The organism is Pseudomonas sp. NPDC089530 (genome assembly GCF_050280705.1).
Taxonomy (GTDB): Bacteria; Pseudomonadota; Gammaproteobacteria; order Pseudomonadales; family Pseudomonadaceae; genus Aquipseudomonas.
On sequence record NZ_JBNNVU010000023.1, the window covers coordinates 26014 to 47338 of the forward strand.

13 protein-coding genes are annotated in these 21325 nt (G+C 63.9%); 6 read left to right on the plus strand and 7 right to left on the minus strand.

The window, feature by feature from the left end; genetic code table 11:
• Window positions 1–42 precede the first annotated feature (42 nt).
• The 4 genes from ligA to ACQKQA_RS11860 all read right to left on the minus strand — a co-directional run bounded on the left by ligA (window position 43) and on the right by ACQKQA_RS11860 (window position 7767).
• Entirely contained in the window at window positions 43–2409 is a 2367-nt protein-coding gene (ligA, locus tag ACQKQA_RS11845; protein ID WP_427557136.1) for an NAD-dependent DNA ligase LigA, read from the minus strand.
• 97 nt (window positions 2410–2506) lie between these two features.
• Complete coding sequence (zipA, locus tag ACQKQA_RS11850) at window positions 2507–3355, minus strand: cell division protein ZipA (RefSeq protein ID WP_427557139.1); 849 nt, start codon at window positions 3353–3355, stop codon at window positions 2507–2509.
• 261 nt (window positions 3356–3616) lie between these two features.
• Window positions 3617–7105 (minus strand): chromosome segregation protein SMC, encoded by a 3489-nt coding sequence (gene smc, locus ACQKQA_RS11855; RefSeq protein ID WP_427557141.1) that lies wholly within the window; start codon window positions 7103–7105, stop codon window positions 3617–3619.
• Between the two features lie 2 nt (window positions 7106–7107).
• Window positions 7108–7767, minus strand: coding sequence for a GntR family transcriptional regulator (locus tag ACQKQA_RS11860; RefSeq protein WP_427557143.1), 660 nt, complete (start codon window positions 7765–7767; stop codon window positions 7108–7110).
• A gap of 268 nt (window positions 7768–8035) precedes the next feature.
• Between ACQKQA_RS11860 and xdhA the strand changes: the two genes are divergently transcribed.
• The 4 genes from xdhA to guaD all read left to right on the plus strand — a co-directional run bounded on the left by xdhA (window position 8036) and on the right by guaD (window position 14165).
• On the plus strand, window positions 8036–9490 hold the full coding sequence (gene xdhA, locus ACQKQA_RS11865) for a xanthine dehydrogenase small subunit (RefSeq protein ID WP_427557146.1): 1455 nt from the start codon (window positions 8036–8038) through the stop codon (window positions 9488–9490).
• Window positions 9483–11882 (plus strand): xanthine dehydrogenase molybdopterin binding subunit, encoded by a 2400-nt coding sequence (xdhB, locus tag ACQKQA_RS11870; protein WP_427557149.1) that lies wholly within the window; start codon window positions 9483–9485, stop codon window positions 11880–11882. Before xdhA ends, xdhB begins: the two co-directional genes overlap by 8 nt.
• A gap of 111 nt (window positions 11883–11993) precedes the next feature.
• The gene (xdhC, locus tag ACQKQA_RS11875; RefSeq protein ID WP_427557151.1) at window positions 11994–12836 is read left to right on the plus strand and encodes a xanthine dehydrogenase accessory protein XdhC; all 843 of its coding nucleotides are present in this window, start codon (window positions 11994–11996) and stop codon (window positions 12834–12836) included.
• A gap of 24 nt (window positions 12837–12860) precedes the next feature.
• Entirely contained in the window at window positions 12861–14165 is a 1305-nt protein-coding gene (gene guaD, locus ACQKQA_RS11880) for a guanine deaminase (protein WP_427557154.1), read from the plus strand.
• A gap of 154 nt (window positions 14166–14319) precedes the next feature.
• Here the strand turns inward: guaD and ACQKQA_RS11885 are convergent, their stop codons facing one another.
• Window positions 14320–15084 carry a GntR family transcriptional regulator gene (locus ACQKQA_RS11885; RefSeq protein ID WP_044462130.1) on the minus strand — a complete coding sequence of 255 codons (765 nt, stop codon included), beginning with the start codon at window positions 15082–15084 and terminating at the stop codon, window positions 14320–14322.
• A 299-nt stretch (window positions 15085–15383) separates the two neighbouring features.
• Between ACQKQA_RS11885 and ACQKQA_RS11890 the strand changes: the two genes are divergently transcribed.
• Window positions 15384–16574: a benzoate/H(+) symporter BenE family transporter gene (locus tag ACQKQA_RS11890; RefSeq protein WP_427557157.1), complete on the plus strand. Its 1191-nt coding sequence runs from the start codon at window positions 15384–15386 to the stop codon at window positions 16572–16574.
• Between the two features lie 140 nt (window positions 16575–16714).
• Here the strand turns inward: ACQKQA_RS11890 and ACQKQA_RS11895 are convergent, their stop codons facing one another.
• Window positions 16715–17059 carry a YggL family protein gene (locus tag ACQKQA_RS11895; RefSeq protein WP_427557159.1) on the minus strand — a complete coding sequence of 115 codons (345 nt, stop codon included), beginning with the start codon at window positions 17057–17059 and terminating at the stop codon, window positions 16715–16717.
• Window positions 17060–17292: 233 nt separating this feature from the next.
• On the opposite strand from ACQKQA_RS11895, the gene dacB reads away from it, so the two are divergent.
• Entirely contained in the window at window positions 17293–18753 is a 1461-nt protein-coding gene (dacB, locus tag ACQKQA_RS11900; protein ID WP_427557162.1) for a D-alanyl-D-alanine carboxypeptidase/D-alanyl-D-alanine endopeptidase, read from the plus strand.
• Between the two features lie 62 nt (window positions 18754–18815).
• On the opposite strand, the gene ACQKQA_RS11905 is transcribed toward dacB, so the two are convergent.
• Window positions 18816–21215, minus strand: a complete 2400-nt coding sequence (locus ACQKQA_RS11905) for a sensor domain-containing diguanylate cyclase (RefSeq protein WP_427557164.1) — start codon at window positions 21213–21215, stop codon at window positions 18816–18818.
• Window positions 21216–21325 lie beyond the last annotated feature (110 nt).

Below are 21325 nucleotides of genomic sequence, written 5' to 3' on the forward strand. Positions count from 1 at the left end.
CCGCTGCGCGGTCGATCGCAGCCTTCGGCAGTGGCTACGGGATCAGACCGCGATGCCGTGCTGGGTGAGAAAGGCGACGAAGGCTTCTTCGTCCAGCACTTTCAGGCCCAGCTCATTGGCCTTGGCCAGCTTGGAGCCAGCACCGGGACCGGCGACCACGCAGTGGGTCTTGGCCGAGACGGAGCCGGCCACCTTGGCGCCCAGGCTTTCCAGCTTGTCCTTGGCCACGTCGCGGCTCATCAGCTCCAGGGAGCCGGTGAGCACCCAGGTCTGGCCAGCCAGCGGCAAACCTTCCACCACCTTTTTCTCGCTCTGCCAGTGCATGCCGAAGGCTTGCAACTGCGCCTCGATGGCCAGCGCCCGCTCGGCGTTTTCCGCGACGTCGAAGAAGTCGCGCACCGCCTTGGCCTGTTTCTCCGGCAGGGTCTGGCGCATGTCCAGCCAGTCGGCCTTGACCACGCCGTCCAGGGTCGCGAACTTGTCCGCCAGCTTCTGTGCCGCGCCCGGCCCCACCGACGGAATGTTCAGCTTGTCGAGCATGCCGCCCAGGGTGGTGCTGGCGGCGAACTCGGCCCCCAGCTCGCCCTGGTCCTGCAACTGCAGGGCACACTGCTGCGGATCGAGCAAGGCGCCGATCACCTCCTGGTTATGACTGTCCTCGAAAAAGCTGTGAATCTCGTGCGCCACTTCCAGGCCGATATCCGGCAGATAGGTCAGCACTTCCGGCAGAGCCTGCTGCACGCGCTCCAGAGAGGCCAGGGAACGCGCCAGGACCTTGGCCGTCTCCTCGCCCACATCGGGAATGCCCAGGGCGTAGATGAAACGCGCCAACCCCGGTTGCTTGCTGTCTTCGATGGCCTTGAGCAGCTTGTTGCTGGAGACCTCGGCGAACCCTTCCAGATCGATGATCTGTTCGTACTTGAGCTTGTAGAGGTCGGCCGGCGAGCCGATGAGTTTTTCGTCCACCAGCTGCTCGATGGTCTTGTCGCCCAACCCTTCGATATCCATCGCCCGGCGGGACACGAAGTGGATGATCGCCTGCTTGAGCTGCGCGCCACAGGCCAGGCGCCCGACACAGCGGTACACCGCGCCCTCGCTGACGGTTTCCTTGCCCTTGCTGCGCTTGATCAGTTGCGTGCGCTCGACATGGGAACCGCACACCGGGCAGGTCTGCGGAATATGTACCGGACGGGCGTTTTCCGGACGGCGCTCGGCCACCACCTGCACCACTTGCGGAATCACATCGCCGGCGCGGCGGATGATCACGGTGTCGCCGATCATCAGGCCCAGACGTGCGACTTCGTCCATGTTGTGCAGGGTCGCGTTGGAAACGGTAACCCCCGCCACCTTGACCGGTTTCAAGCGCGCCACCGGGGTCACCGCGCCGGTACGGCCGACCTGGAATTCCACGTCCAGCAGTTCGGTCAGCTCTTCCATGGCCGGGAATTTATGGGCGATCGCCCAGCGCGGCTCGCGCGCCCGGAAGCCCAGCTCGCGTTGCGAGGCCACGCTGTTGACCTTGAACACCACGCCATCGATCTCATAGGGCAGACCGTTACGGCGCTCGCCGATCTCGCGGTAGTAGTCCAGACATTCGTCGATGCCCTTGGCCAGTTTCAGCTCGCGGCTGATGGGCATGCCCCACTGCTTGAGCTGCTGCAGGTTGTCGATATGGGTGTCGGCGATATCGGCGGTGACCTGGCCGAGCCCGTAGCAGCAGAATTCCAGCGGACGGCTGGCGGTGATCTTCGAGTCCAGCTGGCGCAGGCTGCCGGCCGCGGCGTTGCGCGGGTTGGCGAAGGTCTTGCCGCCAATTTCCAGCTGCGCGGCATTGAGCCGCTCGAAGCCGGCCTTGGACATGTAAACCTCGCCGCGCACCTCCAGGGTCGCCGGCCAGCCACTGCCCTGCAGCTTCAACGGAATGTTGCGCACGGTGCGCACGTTGACGCTGATGTCTTCGCCGGTGGTGCCATCGCCGCGGGTCGCGCCGCGCACCAGTACGCCATCCAGATACAGCAGGCTGACCGCCAGGCCATCGAGCTTCGGCTCGCAGCTGTATTCCACCGCCGCGCCACCGCCGAACAGATCGCCCGCCGGCAGATCGAGACCCTCGGTCACTCGACGATCGAACTCGCGCATGTCGATTTCTTCGAAGGCGTTGCCCAGGCTGAGCATGGGGATTTCGTGACGCACCTGAGTGAAGGCCGAGAGCGCGGCGCTGCCGACACGCTGGGTCGGCGAGTCGCTGCTGACCAGTTCCGGGTGTTCGGCTTCCAGCGCCTTGAGCTCGTGGAACAGGCGGTCGTATTCGGCGTCGGGAATGCTCGGTTCGTCGAGTACGTGGTAGCGGTAGTTGTGCTGATCCAGTTCAGCGCGCAGCTCAAGAATGCGGGTTTCGGCGGCGGTCATGATGTTCTCTCATAAAGCAAAAGAGCAGCCGAGGCTGCTCAATATGTATTTCAGGCGGGCCTTGCAGCCCTCTGGCGCCGATCCAGAAGCGAAAGGCTCAGCGCTTCTGGGTCAGGGCACGGCGTTCGAATTCGACGATGCGCTGACGGTAGTGTTCGATGGTCTGGGCGGTCAGCACGCTGCGCTGGTCGTCCTTCAGCTCGCCGTTCAGTTCCTGGGACAGCTTGCGCGCCGCGGCCACCATCACGTCGAAAGCCTGCTTCGGATGACGCGGACCTGGCAGGCCGAGGAAGAAGCTCACGGCCGGAGTGCTGAAGTGGTCGATGTCGTCCAGGTCGAATACACCCGGCTTGACTGCGTTGGCCATGGAGAACAGCACTTCGCCATTACCCGCCATGCTTTCGTGACGGTGGAAAATATCCATCTCGCCAAAACGCAGACCGCTTTCCAGTATGTTCTGCAACAGCGCCGGGCCCTTGAAGCCAGCGGCATCGCGGCAGATCACGCTGATCACCAGCACTTCTTCGGCTTGCGGCTGGTCCTTGTCGGCGTAGCCGGAAGCCTTGTTTTCATCCGGGAAGTCGTCGTCACGGCTGCTGAGGCTCGGGCCGCCATCCAGATCCAGGTTGAGGTTCAGGTCGCCCTGTTGCGGCTCGCTGGCACGCTTGCCCCGCTTGGAACCAGATTCGCGCGGCTCGCGCACCGGCGCGCTCATCGACGGCAGGTCATGCTCATCGAGCTGCGGTTCCTTGTGGGTATCCAGCACCCGGGACGGGCCCAGCAGTTCGGCGTTGCCATCATCGTCCGGCAGATTGGACAGGTTACGATCCAGACGGAATTTCAACTTCCCTTTGCCGCCGCGCATACGGCGCCAGCCATCAAAAAGAATACCGGCAATGACAATGATGCCGATGACGATCAGCCACTCGCGCAGACCGATTTCCATGTAATCCCGTGCCTCTATGAAAAATGCTGAAAAATAAGAGGTTTAGCAAACTGCAAACCGCTTTAAAACGTGGCGCCAACTCTATGTTCTGACTGGCCTTTTGCCCACGTATAGGAAAAATTGACATTAAACTAGCACGACCAAAGACAACTTTACACCGTCTGTCGCAACGGCTTCATTCAATATGTCGATCAGCCAGCATTCGGCACAGGTAAAAACCTTTTACGTGCCACTTGCCTGCCGGCTTTGGTCGCCCGGCTATCAGGCGTCCACCATCGCCATCGCCTCCTCGACATCCACTGCCACCAGGCGCGAACAGCCCGGTTCATGCATGGTGACCCCCATCAGTTGATCGGCCATTTCCATGGCGATCTTGTTGTGGGTGATATAGATGAACTGCACCGTCTGCGACATCTCTTTAACCAGCCGCGCGTAGCGTCCAACGTTAGCGTCATCCAGCGGTGCGTCAACTTCGTCGAGCATGCAGAACGGCGCCGGATTCAACTTGAAAATGGCAAATACCAGCGCCAGGGCGGTCAATGCTTTCTCACCACCGGACAACAAATGAATGGTGCTGTTCTTCTTCCCTGGCGGACGCGCCATGATCGTTACCCCTGTATCGAGTAGATCTTCGCCCGTCAGTTCCAAATAAGCGCTGCCGCCACCGAAAACTTTTGGAAAGAGTGCCTGTAAACCGCCGTTAATCTGATCAAAGGTATCCTTGAAACGATTACGGGTTTCCTTGTCGATTTTGCGAATGACGTTTTCCAGGGTGTCCAGAGCTTCCACCAGGTCGGCATCCTGGGCATCCAGATAACGCTTACGCTCGGACTGCTGCTGGTACTCGTCGATGGCCGCGAGGTTGATCGCCCCCAAACGCTGAATACGCGCGGCAATCCGCTCCAGTTCTTCTTCGGCCGCTTGCTCACTGGCCTGCTCGGTCAAGGTGGCGAGCACGCCCTGCAGGTCGTAGCCGTCTTCCAGCAACTGGTCCTGCAAGGTCTTGCGGCGCACGGTCAGGGCCTGCCATTCCATGCGCTGCTGTTCGAGCTGGCCACGGATCAACTGCGATTGTTGCTCGGCCTGGGTGCGGCGCTTCTCGGCGTCGCGCAATTCGCGGTCGGCGTCCTCCATGGCGATCTGCGCGCTCTTGAGCTCGACATCGACGGTCATGCGCTTTTCGAGCAGTTCCTCAAGCTTCAACCGCAGTTCCTCCAGAGGCGCGGCACCCTCCTCCAGATTGAGGCTGAGCTGCTCGCGTTTCTCCGTCAGGCGCTCCGATTGCAGCTCGAGGCGTTCCAGGGCCTGGCGGGTGGAATCGTGCTGGGCCTTGAGCGAGCCCAGGCGCACTGCCAACTGATGGGCGTGATCCTTGTGCTGGCGCGCTTCCTGGCGCACCCGGTCCAGGCGCTCGCGCAAACCGTCGCGCTGGGCGAGCAGCAGTTCGCGCTGCTCGGTGTCCAGGGCCATGCTATCGAGGGCTTCCTGCAACTGCAGACGGGCCTCGCCCACCTGCTCATGTTCCAGGGCGCGCTGCTCGCCCAACTCCGCCACTTCTTCATCCAGGCGAGTACGGCGCAGGGCCAGCTGTTCGGCCTTGGCCTTGCCGGCGGACAGCTTGGCTTTCAACTCGCCTTGCTGGCGGGCCTCGTCCTGTAGCAGACGGCGCAGATGTTCACGACCGTTCTCCTGCTGCCGCTGTTGGGCGCGCAGGTTCTGCAAGCGGGTTTCCAAATCTTCCACACTGGCTTCGCGCTCGTCGCGTTCCAGGCTCAGCTGCTCGATTTCCTGATTGCGCGCGAGCATGCCGCTTTCCGCTTCGCTGGCGCGGCGTACCCGCAGAAAGTGCCGGCCAACCCAGAAACCGTCGCGGCTGATCAGGCTCTCGCCCGCCGCCAGCTGGCCACGCAGGGCCAGGGCCTGCTCAAGGCTTTCCACCGGCTTGACCTGGCCCAGCCAGGGCGCCAGGTCGACCGGGGCATCGACCTTGTCCAGCAGGCTGCCGGGGATCCGTGCGCCTTCGCCCGCCAGCGTGAGCAGGCGCAGGTCGCCCTGCTCGAACCCGGCCAGGTCGAAGCCGGCAAAATCATCCACCAGCACCGCCTGCAGGTCGGCGCCGAGCACGGTTTCCACCGCCAGCTCCCACCCCGCCTCGACCTTCAGGCCTTCGGCCAGCCGCGGACGATCGGCCAACTGGTGATCCTGCAACCATTGCGCCGCGCCGCTCCCGGGATCGAGGGCCGCCTGCTGCAAAGCCTCCAGCGAGGCCAGTCGGCCATGCAGACGCTGCAATTCGCCCTGGGCCTGCTGCTGGGCCTGGGTTGCCTGGTGCAGCTCCTGGCGCAATTGCTCCAGGCGCTCCACCTGTCCCTCCTCGCTGGCCTGCAGGTCCTCCAGGGTCGCCTCGCTGGCCGCGAGCTGTTCGTTGAGTTCGAGGATCGCCGCGTCTTCCGGATCGGCGGCGAGTTGGGCCCGCTCCTCCTCCAGACGCCGCTGGCGTTCGGCCAAACGTTCCATGCTGCCTTCGAGCTGCTGGATGCGCGACTGCTGCACCTCAGCCTGGCGTCGCGGCTCGGCGGACTTGAGGTTGAACGCGTCCCACTGCTCCTGCCAGCCGTGCATGGTGGTTTCGGCTTCTTCCAGGGCTGCGGCGGCCTCTTCGGCGGCGGCGCTGGTGACTTCCTGCTCGGGCTCGAGCATGCCCAACTCTTCGCCGAGGGTGGCGAGCAAGGTGCGGTCATGCCCCAGGTGGGATTCGGTTTCCAGGCGCGCGCGCTCGGCCTCGCGCAAGTCGTCCTGCAACTGACGCAAGCGCTGCTGGCCGTGCTGGATGCTCTGCTCGACCCGGGCGATATCGCCGCCGACCGAATAGAAGCGCCCCTGCACCAGATTGAAGCGTTCGGACAGTTCATGGTGCCCGTCGCGCAGGCGCTCGATGGCAGCGTCGGCATTGCGCTGCTCGGCTACCAGGGCTTCGAAACCGACTTCCTGGTTACCGATGATCGATTCGCGCTGCCCGACCTGATCGTTCAGTTCCTGCCAGCGCAGGGCCGACAACTGGGCCTTGAGCTGACGCTCCTCAGCCTTGTATTCCTGGTACTTTTCGGCGGCCTGGGCCTGCCGGTGCAGGCGTTCGAGCTGGCGCTCCAGCTCTTCGCGCAGGTCGGTCAGGCGCGCCAGGTTTTCGTGGGTCCGGCGGATGCGGTTTTCGGTTTCCCGACGACGCTCCTTGTACTTGGAAATCCCCGCCGCCTCTTCGATGAAGTTGCGCAGGTCTTCCGGCTTGGCCTCGATCAGCTTGGAAATCATGCCCTGCTCGATGATCGAGTAGCTGCGCGGTCCCAGGCCGGTGCCGAGGAAAATATCGGTGATGTCGCGACGGCGGCACTTGGCGCCGTTGAGGAAATAGCTGTTCTGGCTGTCGCGGGTGACTTTGCGGCGGATGGAGATTTCCGCGTAGGCCGCGTATTCACCGACCAGGGTGCCGTCGGAGTTGTCGAAGACCAGCTCGATGCTGGCCTGGCTGACCGGCTTGCGGCTGGTGGAACCGTTGAAGATGACGTCGGTCATCGATTCGCCGCGCAGGTTCTTGGCCGAACTCTCACCCATCACCCAGCGCACGGCGTCGATGATGTTCGACTTGCCGCAACCATTGGGCCCGACCACCGCCGCCATGTTACTGGGGAAGTTCACCGTGGTCGGGTCGACGAAGGATTTGAACCCCGCCAGCCGGATGCACTTGAGCCGCACGCTCAGGCAACCGTCAAGGCAGCGACCACCAGATCGCAACTGCGCCGGGCATAGGCCGTCAGCACCTGGCGGATCGTCGGCAGGTCACGGGCCAGCACAGCGGCCAGCAGTTGCTCGAACAGGTCGAGGAATTCGCTCATTTCCGCCTTGCGCTGCTCCAGGGCCAGGAAATAGGCGCGGCTCATCGCCGGTTGCAGGTTCTCGACGGTCTCCTGCAGGTAGGGGTTGTTGGCGAACGGATAGGCGGCGCGCATCACGTTGAAGCTGTCTTCGACGAAGCTGCGGATGTCCTGGCGCTCGTAGGCGGCGATCAGCCGCTGCTGGATCTGCAGGAACGGCGCCATGTCGGCCTGCAGCGCCCAGCCTTCGGCCACCGAATTGCCCAGCAGGATGTACAGCTCGCTCATCAGGGTGCACAGGCTCTGCACCTTGTGCGGCGTGAGTTCGGTCACGTGGGCGCCACGGCGCGGCAGGATCGCGATCAGGTGACGCCGTTCGAGGATCAACAGGGCTTCGCGGACCGAGCCGCGGCTGACGTTGAGGGCCAGCGTGACCTTCTGTTCCTGAATCCGCTCCCCAGGCTTGAGCTCCCCGCGAATGATGCGTTCGGCGAGGTGGTGAGCGATTTGCTCGGCGAGGCTGTCCGGCGCCTTGAACGTCATGGTTTTCCTTCAAACTCTAAGATCGGTACAAGCGGCGCAGTGTAGCGCAATTGCTACCTCATGGCGGAGTGCCCAGGGGCCTGAATTTGGCACGAAACAAGCAAAAAGCACTGCGTCCCGGGAGGGTCAATACTGTTTAAAAGCCCCTGTTGATCGACAAGAATCGATTTCCTGACCTTTAAGTCAGAAAATCATTGACCGAAAAGTCAGACCTGACTAAATTCAGCCCACGTCGGTTAACAACAATAATGAGTCCGCGAGGCCTTCCGTGATCCAGTTCTTACTCAACCAGGAGCTCTGCAGCGAGCACACCCTGGACCCGAACCTGACTGTGCTCAACTACCTGCGCGAGCACCTGGGCAAGCCCGGCACCAAAGAAGGCTGCGCCAGTGGCGACTGCGGCGCCTGCACCGTGGTGATCGGCGAATTGCAGACGGACGACACAGGCGCCGAGCACATCCGTTATCGCAGCCTCAACTCGTGCCTGACCTTCGTCTCGGCGCTGCACGGCAAGCAGTTGATCAGCGTCGAAGACCTCAAGCACCAGGGCCAGTTGCACAGCGTGCAGCAAGCCATGGTCGACTGCCACGGCTCGCAGTGCGGCTTCTGCACGCCGGGCTTCGTCATGTCGCTGTTCGCCCTGCAGAAGAACTCCACCCAACCCGATGCACACCAGGCCCATGAAGCCCTGGCCGGCAACCTGTGTCGCTGCACCGGCTACCGGCCGATCCTCGCCGCCGCCGAACAAGCCTGCTGCAACAAACAGCCGGATCAGTTCGACGCCCGCGAAGCCGAGACCATCGCCCGCCTGAAAGCCATCGCTCCACGGGACACCGGCGAGCTGAACAGCGGCGACAAACGCTGCCTGGTGCCCCTGACCGTCGCCGACCTGGCCGATCTGTACGACGCCTACCCCCAAGCCCGGCTGCTGGCCGGCGGCACCGACCTGGCGCTGGAGGTCACCCAGTTCCACCGTCCGTTGCCGGTGATGATCTACGTCGGCAACGTGGCCGAAATGAAACGTATCGAACGCTTCGGCGACCGCCTGGAAATCGGCGCGGCCACCGCCCTCTCCGATTGCTACGACGCCCTCGCGGACGAGTACCCGGACTTCGGCGAACTGCTCCAGCGCTTCGCCTCGCTGCAGATCCGCAACCAGGGCACCCTGGGCGGCAACATCGGCAACGCCTCGCCCATTGGCGATTCGCCGCCCCTGCTGATCGCCCTGGGCGCGCAGATCGTCCTGTGCAAGGGCAGCACCCGCCGCACCCTGGCCCTGGAAGACTATTTCATCGACTACCGCGTTACCGCGCGCCAGGAAAGCGAGTTCATCGAAACGATCATCGTGCCCCGGGCCAGCGCCGAACAGCGGTTCCGCGCCTACAAGGTGTCCAAGCGCCTGGACGACGATATCTCCGCGGTCTGCGCAGCGTTCAACCTGCGCATCGAGAACGGCGTGATCGCCGACGCCCGCGTGGCCTTCGGTGGCATGGCCGCCACTCCGAAACGCGCCAGGCACTGCGAAGCGGCGCTGCTCGGCGCGCCCTGGGAACAGGTCACTGTGGAGCGCGCCTGCGCCGCCCTGGGCCAGGACTTCACCCCGCTCTCGGACTTCCGCGCCAGCAAGGAATACCGCCTGCTCAGCGCACAGAACCTGCTGCGCAAATACTTTGTCGAACTGCAAACACCGCACATCGAGACCCGGGTGACCGCTTATGTCTAATCATCACAACATCGAGAAGACCCAAGCCGAACTGAGCGCCCTGTTCCAACAGGACCTGACCACCGGCGTCGGCCGCAGCGTCAAGCACGACAGCGCCGCCAAGCATGTGTCCGGCGAAGCGGTGTACATCGATGACCGGCTGGAATTCCCCAACCAGCTGCACGTGTATGCGCGCCTGTCGGACCGTGCCCACGCGAAGATCCTCAGCATCGACACCGCGCCCTGCTACGCCTTCGACGGCGTGCGCATCGTCATCACCCACCAGGACATTCCGGGGCTGAAGGACATCGGCCCGCTGCTGCCCGGCGACCCGCTGCTGGCCATCGACGACGTGCAATTCGTCGGCCAGCCGGTACTGGCGGTGGCGGCCCGCGACCTGGAAACCGCGCGCCAGGCGGCCATGGCCGCGGTCATCGAATACCAGGACCTGGAACCGGTGCTGGACGTGGTCGAAGCCCTGCGCAAGCGCCATTTCGTCCTCGACAGCCACACCCACCAGCGCGGCGACTCGGCCAAGGCCCTGGCCAGCGCCGAGCACCGCCTCCAGGGCACGCTGCACATCGGCGGCCAGGAACACTTCTACCTGGAGACGCAGATTTCCTCGGTGATGCCCACCGAGGACGGCGGCATGCTCGTCTACTGCTCGACCCAGAACCCCACCGAAGTGCAGAAGCTGGTGGCCGAGGTGCTGGACGTGCCGATGAACAAGGTGGTGGTCGACATGCGCCGCATGGGCGGCGGTTTCGGCGGCAAGGAAACCCAGGCCGCCAGCCCCGCGTGCCTGTGCGCGGTGATCGCGCACCTCACCGGCCAGCCGACCAAGATGCGCCTGCCGCGGGTCGAAGACATGCTGATGACCGGCAAGCGCCACCCCTTCTATATCGAGTACGACGTCGGCTTCGACAGCCGCGGCCGCCTGCATGGCATCCAGCTGGAACTGGCCGGCAACTGCGGTTGCTCGCCGGACCTGTCGGCCTCGATCGTCGACCGGGCGATGTTCCACGCCGACAACTCGTACTACCTGGGCGACGCCACCATCAACGGCCATCGCTGCAAGACCAACACCGCCTCGAACACCGCCTATCGCGGCTTCGGCGGCCCGCAGGGCATGGTCGCCATCGAAGAAGTGATGGACGCCATCGCCCGCTATCTGGCCCTCGATCCGCTGGCGGTGCGCAAGGTCAATTACTACGGCAAGACCGAGCGCAACGTCACCCACTACTACCAGACCGTCGAGCACAACATGCTCGAAGAGATCACCGCCGAACTGGAGCAAAGCAGCCAGTACGCCGAACGCCGGGAAGCGGTCCGCCTGTACAACGCCAACAGCCCGATCCTGAAAAAGGGCCTGGCGCTGACCCCGGTGAAATTCGGCATTTCCTTCACCGCCAGCTTCCTCAACCAGGCCGGCGCGCTGGTGCATGTCTACACCGACGGCAGCATCCACCTGAATCACGGCGGCACGGAAATGGGCCAGGGCCTGAACACCAAGGTGGCGCAGGTGGTGGCCGAGGTGTTCCAGGTGGACATCGACCGCGTGCAGATCACCGCGACCAACACCGACAAGGTGCCCAACACCTCGCCCACCGCCGCCTCCAGCGGTGCCGATCTGAACGGCAAGGCGGCGCAGAACGCCGCCGAGACCATCAAGAAACGCCTGGTGGAATTCGCCGCCCGGCAGTACAAGGTCAGCGAGGAAGACGTGGAATTCCACAATGGCCATGTGCGGGTGCGCGATCAGATCTTGACCTTCGAGGCGCTGATCCAGCAGGCCTATTTCGCCCAGGTCTCGCTGTCCAGCACCGGCTTCTACAAGACCCCGAAGATCTACTACGACCGGGCCCAGGCCCGTGGCCGGCCGTTCTACTACTACGCCTACGGCGCGGCCTGCGCCGAGGTGATAGTCGACACCCTGACCGGCGAGTACAAGATGCTGCGCACCGACATCCTGCATGACGTCGGCGCCTCGCTGAACCCGGCCATCGATATGGGTCAGGTGGAAGGCGGCTTTATCCAGGGCATGGGCTGGCTGACCATGGAAGAGCTGGTGTGGAACGCCAAGGGCAAGCTGATGACTAACGGCCCAGCCAGCTACAAGATCCCGGCGGTGGCCGACATGCCGCTGGACCTGCGGGTCAAGCTGGTGGAAAACCGCAAGAACCCGGAAGACACGGTGTTCCATTCCAAGGCCGTGGGCGAACCGCCGTTCATGCTCGGCATCGCCGTCTGGTGCGCGCTCAAGGACGCCGTGGCCAGCCTGGGCGATTACCGGCACCAGCCGCGGATCGATGCGCCGGCCACTCCGGAGCGGGTGTTGTGGGGCTGCGAGCAAATGCGCCAGTTGAAGGTGGCGAAGGCCGTCGAGAGCGAATCCGAGCTGGCTCCGCTCTAGACCGAGGTGCGCCTATCGCGGGCAAGCCTCGCTCCTACAGGCTTTGCACAGATCCGTAGGAGCTTGCCCGAGATGACGGCCGGACAGACAACAGCGATGTCGAGGTGAAACATGTACAACTGGATCAGCGCCCTCGCCGACCTGCAGACCCGCGGTGAACCCTGCGTGCTGGTGACCATCATCGAAGAGCTAGGCTCGACGCCGCGCAATGCCGGCTCGAAGATGGTGGTCAGCGCCACCCAGAGTTTCGACACCATCGGCGGCGGGCACCTGGAATACAAGGCCATGCAGATCGCCCGCGAGATGCTCGCCAGCGGCCGCCAGGACACCCATCTGGAGCGCTTCAGCCTGGGCGCCAGCCTCGGCCAGTGCTGCGGCGGCGCCACAGTGTTGCTGTTCGAACCCATGGGCCAGGTCCAGGCGCAGATCGCGGTATTCGGTGCCGGCCATGTCGGCCGGGCCCTGGTGCCGCTGCTGGCCAGCCTGCCGTGCCAGGTGCGCTGGATCGACTCCCGGGAGCAGGAATTCCCCGAACAGATCCCCCCGGGCGTGCGTAAAATCGTCAGCGAGGAACCCGTCGATGAAATCGACGACCTGCCCGCCGGCAGTTACTGCATCGTCATGACCCACAATCACCAGCTTGACCTGGAACTCACCGCCGCGATTCTCAAGCGCAACGACTTCGCCTACTTCGGCCTGATCGGCTCGAGGACCAAGCGGGTGAAGTTCGAACACCGCCTGCGCGAACGGGGTTTCGACCACAGCGTGCTGCAACGCATGCGCTGCCCGATGGGGCTGGGCGAAGTCAAAGGCAAGCTGCCCGTGGAAATCGCCATCTCCATCGCCGGCGAAATCATCGCCACCTATAACGCCAATTTCGGCCAGCACAGCGCCCGCGCCGAACCCATTGCCAAACTGCTGCCGGCCTCGCGCCGCAGCCAGGCCACTCATTAAAAAGCCACGAACCGAGACTGCCCCATGCTTCCGACTCGCAAAGCCTACCGTGCCGCCATCCTGCACAGCATCGCCGACCCCGCCGAGGTCGGCATCGAAGCCTCCTACGAATATTTCGAGGATGGCCTGCTGGTGGTCGACAACGGCCGGATCAGCGCCCTCGGCCCTGCCAGCGAACTGCTCGCCGGCCTTCCCGCCGATACCGAGATCACCCACTACCCGGATGCGCTGATCACCCCCGGCTTCATCGATACCCATATCCACCTGCCGCAGACCGGCATGGTCGGTGCCTACGGCGAGCAATTGCTGGACTGGCTGAACACCTACACCTTCCCCTGCGAACGCCAGTTCGCCGACCCGGCCCATGCCGCGCAAGTGGCGGACATCTTCATCAAGGAACTGCTGCGCAACGGCACCACCACCGCCCTGGTCTTCGGCAGCGTGCATCCGCAATCGGTGGACGCCTTCTTCGCCGCCGCCGAGAAGCTCGATCTGCGGATGATCGCCGGCAAGGTGATGATGGACCGCAATGCCCCGGACTACCTGACCGACACCGCCGAATCCAGCTACCTGGAAAGCAAGGCGCTGATCGAGCGCTGGCACGGCAAGGGCCGCCTGCACTATGCGGTGACGCCGCGTTTCGCCCCAACCAGCACCCCGGAACAACTGACCCTCGCCGGGCAACTGCTCGGTGAGTATCCCGACCTCTACATGCAGACCCACATCAGCGAAAACCTGCAAGAAGTGGCTTGGGTCAAGGAGCTGTTCCCGGAGCGCAAGGGCTACCTGGACGTCTACGACCACTACCGGTTGCTGGGCGAACGCTCGGTGTTCGCCCACGGCGTGCACCTGTGCGACGACGAATGCGCGCGCCTGGCCCAGACCGGTTCGGCCGTGGCCTTCTGTCCGACCTCGAACTTCTTCCTCGGTAGCGGCCTGTTCAACCTGCCGATGGCCGAGAAGCACAAGCTGAATGTCGGCCTGGGCACCGATGTCGGCGGCGGCACCAGCTTTTCGCTGCTGCAGACCCTCAACGAAGCCTACAAGGTCATGCAGTTGCAGGGCGCGCGCCTGAGCCCGTTCAAGTCGCTGTACCTGGCCACCCTCGGCGGCGCCCGCGCGCTGCGCCTGGAAGACCGGATCGGCACCCTGCAGCCGGGCACCGACGCCGACTTCCTGGTGCTCGACTACAACGCCACGCCGCTGCTGAGCTATCGTCTGCAACAGGCCAAGAACATCGCCGAGACCCTGTTCGTGCTGATGACCCTGGGCGACGACCGCACCGTGGCGCAGACCTATGCCGCAGGCAAGCGGGTGCACCAGCGCTAAGTGCTCCAGGCATAAAAAATCCCCCGTGATCGTTGGATTCCGGGGGATTTTTTGTGTCTCTCAGGCCCTCATCGCGGGCAATGTCTCGCTCCTACCTTGGATTACGTGTCCCTGTAGGAGCGAGGCTTGCCCGCGAAGGGCCCGCGGCAATGTCTCAAAGCTTGGCGGGTGAACGGCCCGGCTTCTTGGTCTGCAGCAGGTGCGAGAACACCGCGTGCAAATCGTCCGAAGCGCTTTCTTCGTCGAGGTTGAGCTTGCTGTCGATGTGATCCATGTGATGCATCATCAGGTTCACCGCCAGCTCCGCGTCGCGGGCCTCGATGGCGTCGATCAACTGGGTGTGCTCGTCGTAGGAACAGTGCGAGCGGTTGCCGCTTTCGTACTGGGCGATGATCAGCGAGGTCTGCGATACCAGGCTGCGCTGGAAGCTGATCAGCGGGGCATTCTTCGCCGCTTCGGCCAGCTTCAGGTGGAACTCGCCCGACAGGCGGATACCGGCGCCGCGATCGCCACGGGAAAAACTGTCGCGCTCGTCATTGACCATCTGCCGCAGCTCGGCCAGTTGCTCGGCGGTGGCGTGCTGCACCGCCAGTTCGGTGATGGCCCGCTCCACCAGCCGCCGGGCCATGAACACCTGGCGCGCCTCCTCGACGCTCGGGCTGGCCACCACCGCGCCGCGGTTGGGCCGCAGCAGCACCACGCCTTCATGGGCCAGGCGCGACAGCGCGCGACGGATGATGGTGCGGCTGACCCCGAAAATCTCCCCCAGCGCCTCTTCGCTCAACTTGGTGCCGGGCGCCAGGCGCTGTTCGAGGATGGCCTCGAAGATATGCGCGTAGACGATATCGTCCTGGGTCCCGCTGCGACCGGCCTTGCCGGCTCGCGGTTGTTTCTTGAGGGGTTGCAACTGTTCGTTCATGGGCACTCGAGTCGGGAGAACGGCGGCGAATTGACCGTGACTGTAATACGGCACAGTGGGTCGCTGACAAGTATCGCGTAAAAATACTGGCATATTGTACACAACCCACGGGGTTCATTCGCAATAACTGTATGGGCGACAGGCTTTCGCGGCGACTGTACGGCCATTTGCCGCCCTGGCTGTATGGCAATGACGAATCGCCTTTACGTTTAGGCTTGGCCCCTGCTTTCGTCACCCGATCTCCCTGCCCCAGGCTCCCGGGCGACAGATATCTTCACCCGAACAAGGAACAGCGCTTCATGTCCGATGCCTCCCTCGCGCCGCTACGCCCCCTGGCCGACACTTCGCCCTCGGCCATAGTCGCCGGCTTCATCGCCATGATGACCGGCTACACCAGCTCCCTGGTGCTGATGTTCCAGGCCGGGCAAGCCGCCGGGCTGACCAGCGGCCAGATCTCCTCCTGGATCTGGGCCATTTCCATCGGCATGGCCGTGTGCAGCATCGGCCTGTCCCTGCGCTACCGCACGCCGATCACCATCGCCTGGTCGACCCCTGGTGCGGCGCTGCTGATCACCAGCCTGTCCGGCGTGACCTACGGCGAAGCCATAGGCGCCTACATCACCTGTGCGGTACTGGTGACCATCTGCGGCCTGACCGGCAGCTTCGAACGCCTGGTCAAGCGCATTCCAGCCTCCCTCGCTGCGGCGCTGCTGGCGGGCATCCTGTTCAAGATCGGCAGCGAGATCTTCGTCGCGGCGCAGCATCGCACCGGGCTGGTGCTGGGCATGTTCTTCACTTACCTGCTGATGAAACGCCTGTCGCCACGCTACGCGGTGCTCGCCGCGCTGCTGATCGGCACCGCGCTGGCCGGGGTGATGGGGCTGCTGGACTTCAGCGAGTTCCAGCTGGAAGTCGCCACGCCGGTCTGGACCACCCCGCACTTCTCCCTGGCGGCGACCATCAGCATCGGCATCCCGTTGTTCGTGGTGGCCATGACCTCGCAGAACATGCCCGGGGTCGCGGTACTGCGCGCCGACGGCTACCAGGTCCCGGCCTCGCCGCTGATCACCACCACCGGTATCGCCTCGCTGCTGCTGGCGCCGTTCGGCTCCCACGGCATCAACCTGGCGGCCATCAGCGCGGCGATCTGCACCGGCCCCCATGCCCACGAGGATCGCAACAAACGCTACACCGCGGCGGTCTGGTGCGGGATTTTCTACGGCATCGCCGGGGTCTTCGGCGCCACGCTGGCGGCCTTGTTCGCGGCACTGCCCAAGGAGCTGGTGCTGTCGATCGCCGCCCTGGCGCTGTTCGGCTCTATCATCAACGGCCTGAGCATCGCCATGAGCGAAGTGAAGGAGCGCGAGGCGGCACTGATCACCTTTATGGTGACCGCCTCGGGCCTGACCCTGTTTTCCGTCGGCTCGGCGTTCTGGGGCATCGTTGCCGGGGTACTGACCCTGGTGATCCTGAACTGGGACAAGAACTGACCGCGGCTACAAATCCCGCCCACGCGAATTCCCGGGAAACAGGCCCGAGGCATAGAAGGTGGTGAAGGGGAATAAATCGAGAACGGCTGTACAGCGACAGCCATGAGCCGGCGGCCCGGACGGGCCACCGGCTCAGTGCATCAGGCTACCGGATTGATCGCGTTTTCCGGGTACCAGACGTCCAGCAGCGGGCTGACTTCAACAGTGGTCAGTTCGGTGCGGGCCTTGAGCCAGGCTTCGACCTTGGCACGTTGCTCTTCGCTGACCGAACCGCGCTTGCTCAGGCAAACCAGACCGAAGTCATCGCCACCCACATAGCCCAGACCGTTGGCTTCCATCGCTTCTTTCAGGAACGCGTCGAGGAAAGCGTCAATAGCCTCTTCGGCCAGATCTTCTTTGAAATCCAGGTTCAGCTCAAAACCCAGCTCCTGAAATTCATCTACGCACAGTTTTTTGCGCAGACGGCGGGAACGGTTAGTGGCCATGGAACAATCCTCATAAGTAATAACGGGCGGCACTTTAACAGTTTAAGCAACCGATTGCCTGACTCTATGAGGGGCTTGGCATGCCATTGGGAAAAAAATAGCGGATTAGCCCGCCGCGGCACGGCACAAGCCGCTATGCCTTGGGGCATAATGCCGACACTTTCGTGACCACTGAGGGAATTTATCGTCATGCCCTCATCTTTTTTCCCCTCGGCTGTAGGGTTTTACTTCACATGATCAAATCTTTGCGTCCACTGTTGCTTGCCGGCCTTCTTCTGCCCCTGGCCATTTCCGTCTCCGCCGCGCCCATCAACACCACCCTCTCGCCCAAAGTCCAGCAGGCCCTCAAGGCCAGCAAACTGCAAGACAACGCTCTGTCGCTGGTGATGATTCCCCTCAACGGCCCGGGCACGACCACGGTCTACAACGCCGATGTGTCGGTCAACCCGGCGTCCACCATGAAACTGGTCACCACCTACGCGGCCCTGGAAATGCTCGGCCCGACCCACCAGTGGAAAACCGAGTTCTACACCGACGGCACCCTGAGCGGCGGCATCCTCAACGGCAACCTGTACCTCAAGGGCGGCGGCGACCCCAAGCTGAACATGGAAAAGCTCTGGCTGCTGATGCGCGACCTGCGGGCCAATGGCGTGCAGCAAGTGACCGGCGACCTGGTGCTGGACCGCAACTTCTTCGTGCAACCGCAACTGCCGCAGTTCAACGACGACGGCAATGACGAGAACAAGCCGTTCCTGGTCAAACCCGACGCCCTGCTGGTCAACCTCAAGGCCCTGCGCTTCGTGGCGCGCAACGACTCGGGCAAGGTGCTGATTTCCGTCGAGCCGCCGATTGCCAGCATTCGCATCGACAACCAGGTCAAGGCCGTCGGCGGCAAGCAATGCACCGGCGACGTTCGTTACAACCCAGTCCCCCAGGCGGACGGTGGCGTCACCGTGACCGTCAACGGCCAGTTGGGTGACGGCTGCAGCTCCCAGACCTACCTGTCGCTGCTGGACCACGCGACCTACACCGCCGGCGCGGTGCGTGCCATCTGGCAGGAACTGGGCGGCAGCATCCAGGGCAAGGACCGTCTGGCCAGCGTCCCGTCCAGCGCCAAGGTGCTGGCGCGGGCCTTCTCGCCGGACCTGGCGGAGATCATCCGCGACATCAACAAATACAGTAACAACACCATGGCCCAGCAACTGTTCCTCAGCCTCGGCGCGCAGTACCGCACCGATGCCGACGGCGACGACGCCAAGGCCGCGCAACGGGTGGTGCGCCAGTGGCTGGCCAAGAAAGGCATCACCGCGCCGCACCTGGTGATGGAGAACGGTTCGGGCCTGTCCCGCGCCGAACGGGTCAGCGCCCGGGAAATGGCCTCGATGCTGCAAGCGGCCTGGAGAAGCCCGTACTCGGCGGAGTTCATCAGTTCGATGCCGATCGCCGGCATGGACGGCACCATGCGCAAGCGCCTCAAGCGCACCGCCATGTCCGGCGAGGCCCATGTGAAGACCGGGACCCTGAACACCGTGCGTGCCATCGCCGGCTACAGCCGCGACAGCAACGGCAACACCTGGGCCGTGGTGGCGATCCTCAACGATCCGAAACCCTGGGGCGCGTCCTCGGTGCTCGATCAGGTGCTGCTGGACCTGTACCGCCAGCCGAAACTGGCGGACACCGCCTCGACCCTGTAAGTCCTCCCCCGGAAGTGACGCGCGGGCCACCTCGCGTCACCCCACTCCTGCCTCTTCCCGCCTCAAACTATCTCGGCCTGGACCCTGTCGCGCCCCGCCTGCTTGGCCGCGTAGACCCCGGAATCCGCCCGCAGCAACAACCCGTCGGCCCCTTCGTACTCACGCCAGCTGGCGATGCCGAAACTGGCGGTGACAACCCCCACGCCCTCGATCGGCGCACCGCGCAGCCCACGCCACAGTTCCTCGGCCAGGACATAGGCCTGATGGCCATCGGTATCGGGGCACAGCACCATGAACTCTTCGCCGCCCAGCCGGCAGAACACATCGGTACGGCGCAGGCGCTGGCCGATGCGCTCGCAGACCGCGCGCAGCACCCTGTCGCCGCTGGCGTGACCATGCTGGTCGTTGATCCGCTTGAAGTGGTCGATATCCAGCATGATCACCGACAGCTGGCCCGACCCGCGCTCGACCCGGGCCATTTCGGTTTGCAGGCGCTCCTGGAAATAGCGCCGGTTGTGGATGCCAGTCAGCGAGTCGGTGATCGACAAGGCGCGCAACTCTTCCTCGACCCGCTTGAGGTCGGAGATATCGGTCAGATAACCGTGCCACAGCACCCCGCCGTTGGCCTGCTTTTCCGGCGTCGCTTCGCCGCGCACCCAGCGCAGGCCGCGCAGCGGCAGCTGCACCCGATATTCCTCGCGCCAGGGGCTGAGCTTCTTCGCCGAGGTCCAGATCGAGGTACGCACCTTGGCCACATCGCCGGGGTGAATCCGCTCGAACACCGGCTCAGCGTCCAGTTGCAATTGCTGCGGCTCGATCTCGTAGATGTCGCGGATGCCGTCGCTGACGTAGGGAAAACTGGCATGGCCGGCGCTATCCACCAGGAACTGGTAAATACCACCGGGCACATGGGCGCTGAGCTTTTTCAGCAGGCGATCGCGAGCCGCCAGCGCCTCGTGGACGCGCTTGCGTTCGGTGATGTCGATGCAGATCGCCAAGTGCCCGACCCATAGGCCGTGATCGTCCAGCACCGGGGTGGCCAGCATGTTCACCGCCAGATGGCTGCCATCGCAGCGGACCAGGGTCCACTCCCGGGTTTCGCCGCCATGTTCTTCGGAACCGTCCACCAGCATCGCCTGATACATCGGGATCTGCCGGCCGTAACGCTGGCTGAGGGCTTGCGCCCGCACATTCAGTTCCTCGGACAAATGCAGGCTGTCCAGCGTCAGCTGGCCCACCACCTCGGCGCTCTTGTAGCCGAGCATATGCTCGGCCCCGGCATTGAAGGTGCTGATCACGCCCCGCAGGTCCGTGGCGATGATCGCCACCTGGGTCGCCGCATTCAGCACGCTGCGCAACTGCCCGTGGGTACCGCGCAGCTCCTGCTCCCTGACCCGCAGTTCCGCGGTGCGCTGCTCCACCAACTGCAGCGCCCGCTGCCGCTGGCTGACCAGGACATACAGCAAGGCACTGAGCAACAGGCTGAGCAGCCCACCCAGGACTACTTGGCTGGCGGCCGAAGAATGGTTGGCCTGGAGGAACAGCGCGCTGGGGCGGATGTTCACCTGGTACTCATGGTCGGCCAGGCTCAGCACCCGGCTCACCGCCAGCGAGCTGTCCCCCGGACCGTTGCTCGACTCATAGAGCCGGCCATGGGCCTCGGCGGTCGACAGGTCGATGATCTGCACGAACAGGTTGTCGTGGCTCTGCTCGGGCAAACCATCGACCACCAGTTGGCGCATGCTGATCACCGCGATCACATAGCCGCTGGGCTCGGCGGCCGGCAAGGCGGCATCGGCACGCCCCCTGACAGGGGTCGCCAGGATGATGCCCCGCGCGTAGGAAGGTTCGACGCCGACCAGTTGCACCGGCTGCGAAACCGCCACCCCATCGCGCAGGCGCGCCCGTTCCAGGGTATCGCGGCGCATGGCCAGGGACAGCAGGTCGAACCCCAGGGGCGAGCCCAGCGGGCTCTGGGTCTGGCTGTAGAGCACCGGCACGTATTCGTCGCGCGCGGCGGCGGGCTGCAACTTGCCCTCGGCATTCAGGTCGGCGATGAAATAGTCCGGCGCGCCCTGCTCACGGGCCTGGCGCTCGAACGACGGACGCTCGGCGGCGCTGACCCACGGCGCCCAGGCATAGGCCTGGGTGCGGTGCAAAAGGGGTTTGGTGTAACCGTCGAAATCCTGGCGCGAGACCGCGCCGGAATTGATGAAGAAACGCTTGAGGCCGTCGAGGCGCTGCTCCTGATCCTCGAAGCGCTCTTCGATGCGGCTGTAACGCTCGCTGGCCAGCAGCTGGAAACGCTGCCGCAGCTGCTGCTGGTACAGATTGAGCGTCGACCAGGCCAGCAACCCGGTCAGCACAAAGCCTCCCAGCAGCACCAGCAAGGCGACCAACCAGGGCGACACATCTTCGCTGATAAAGCCCAGAATTTTCGGGCGCACCGAGTGCAACGACATAAGCAGAACTCATAACGCCAGCGAACGTGAGCGTCACATGGGCTTGCATTGAGTTATAGCTATTCGCCACTAATTTGGCTAGAGCAAAGAGCCTTGAAAATCAAGGCTCT

Bases quoted from the DNA above. Each gene is read 5' to 3' on its own strand.
- ligA (WP_427557136.1), bottom strand. From the start codon at position 2,409: ATGACCGCCGCCGAAACCCGCATTCTTGAGCTGCGCGCTGAACTGGAT.
- zipA (WP_427557139.1), bottom strand. From the start codon at position 3,355: ATGGAAATCGGTCTGCGCGAGTGGCTGATCGTCATCGGCATCATTGTC.
- ACQKQA_RS11860 (WP_427557143.1), bottom strand. From the start codon at position 7,767: ATGACGTTCAAGGCGCCGGACAGCCTCGCCGAGCAAATCGCTCACCAC.
- xdhB (WP_427557149.1), top strand. From the start codon at position 9,483: ATGTCTAATCATCACAACATCGAGAAGACCCAAGCCGAACTGAGCGCC.
- xdhC (WP_427557151.1), top strand. From the start codon at position 11,994: ATGTACAACTGGATCAGCGCCCTCGCCGACCTGCAGACCCGCGGTGAA.
- guaD (WP_427557154.1), top strand. From the start codon at position 12,861: ATGCTTCCGACTCGCAAAGCCTACCGTGCCGCCATCCTGCACAGCATC.
- ACQKQA_RS11885 (WP_044462130.1), bottom strand. From the start codon at position 15,084: ATGAACGAACAGTTGCAACCCCTCAAGAAACAACCGCGAGCCGGCAAG.
- ACQKQA_RS11890 (WP_427557157.1), top strand. From the start codon at position 15,384: ATGTCCGATGCCTCCCTCGCGCCGCTACGCCCCCTGGCCGACACTTCG.
- ACQKQA_RS11895 (WP_427557159.1), bottom strand. From the start codon at position 17,059: ATGGCCACTAACCGTTCCCGCCGTCTGCGCAAAAAACTGTGCGTAGAT.
- dacB (WP_427557162.1), top strand. From the start codon at position 17,293: ATGATCAAATCTTTGCGTCCACTGTTGCTTGCCGGCCTTCTTCTGCCC.
- ACQKQA_RS11905 (WP_427557164.1), bottom strand. From the start codon at position 21,215: ATGTCGTTGCACTCGGTGCGCCCGAAAATTCTGGGCTTTATCAGCGAA.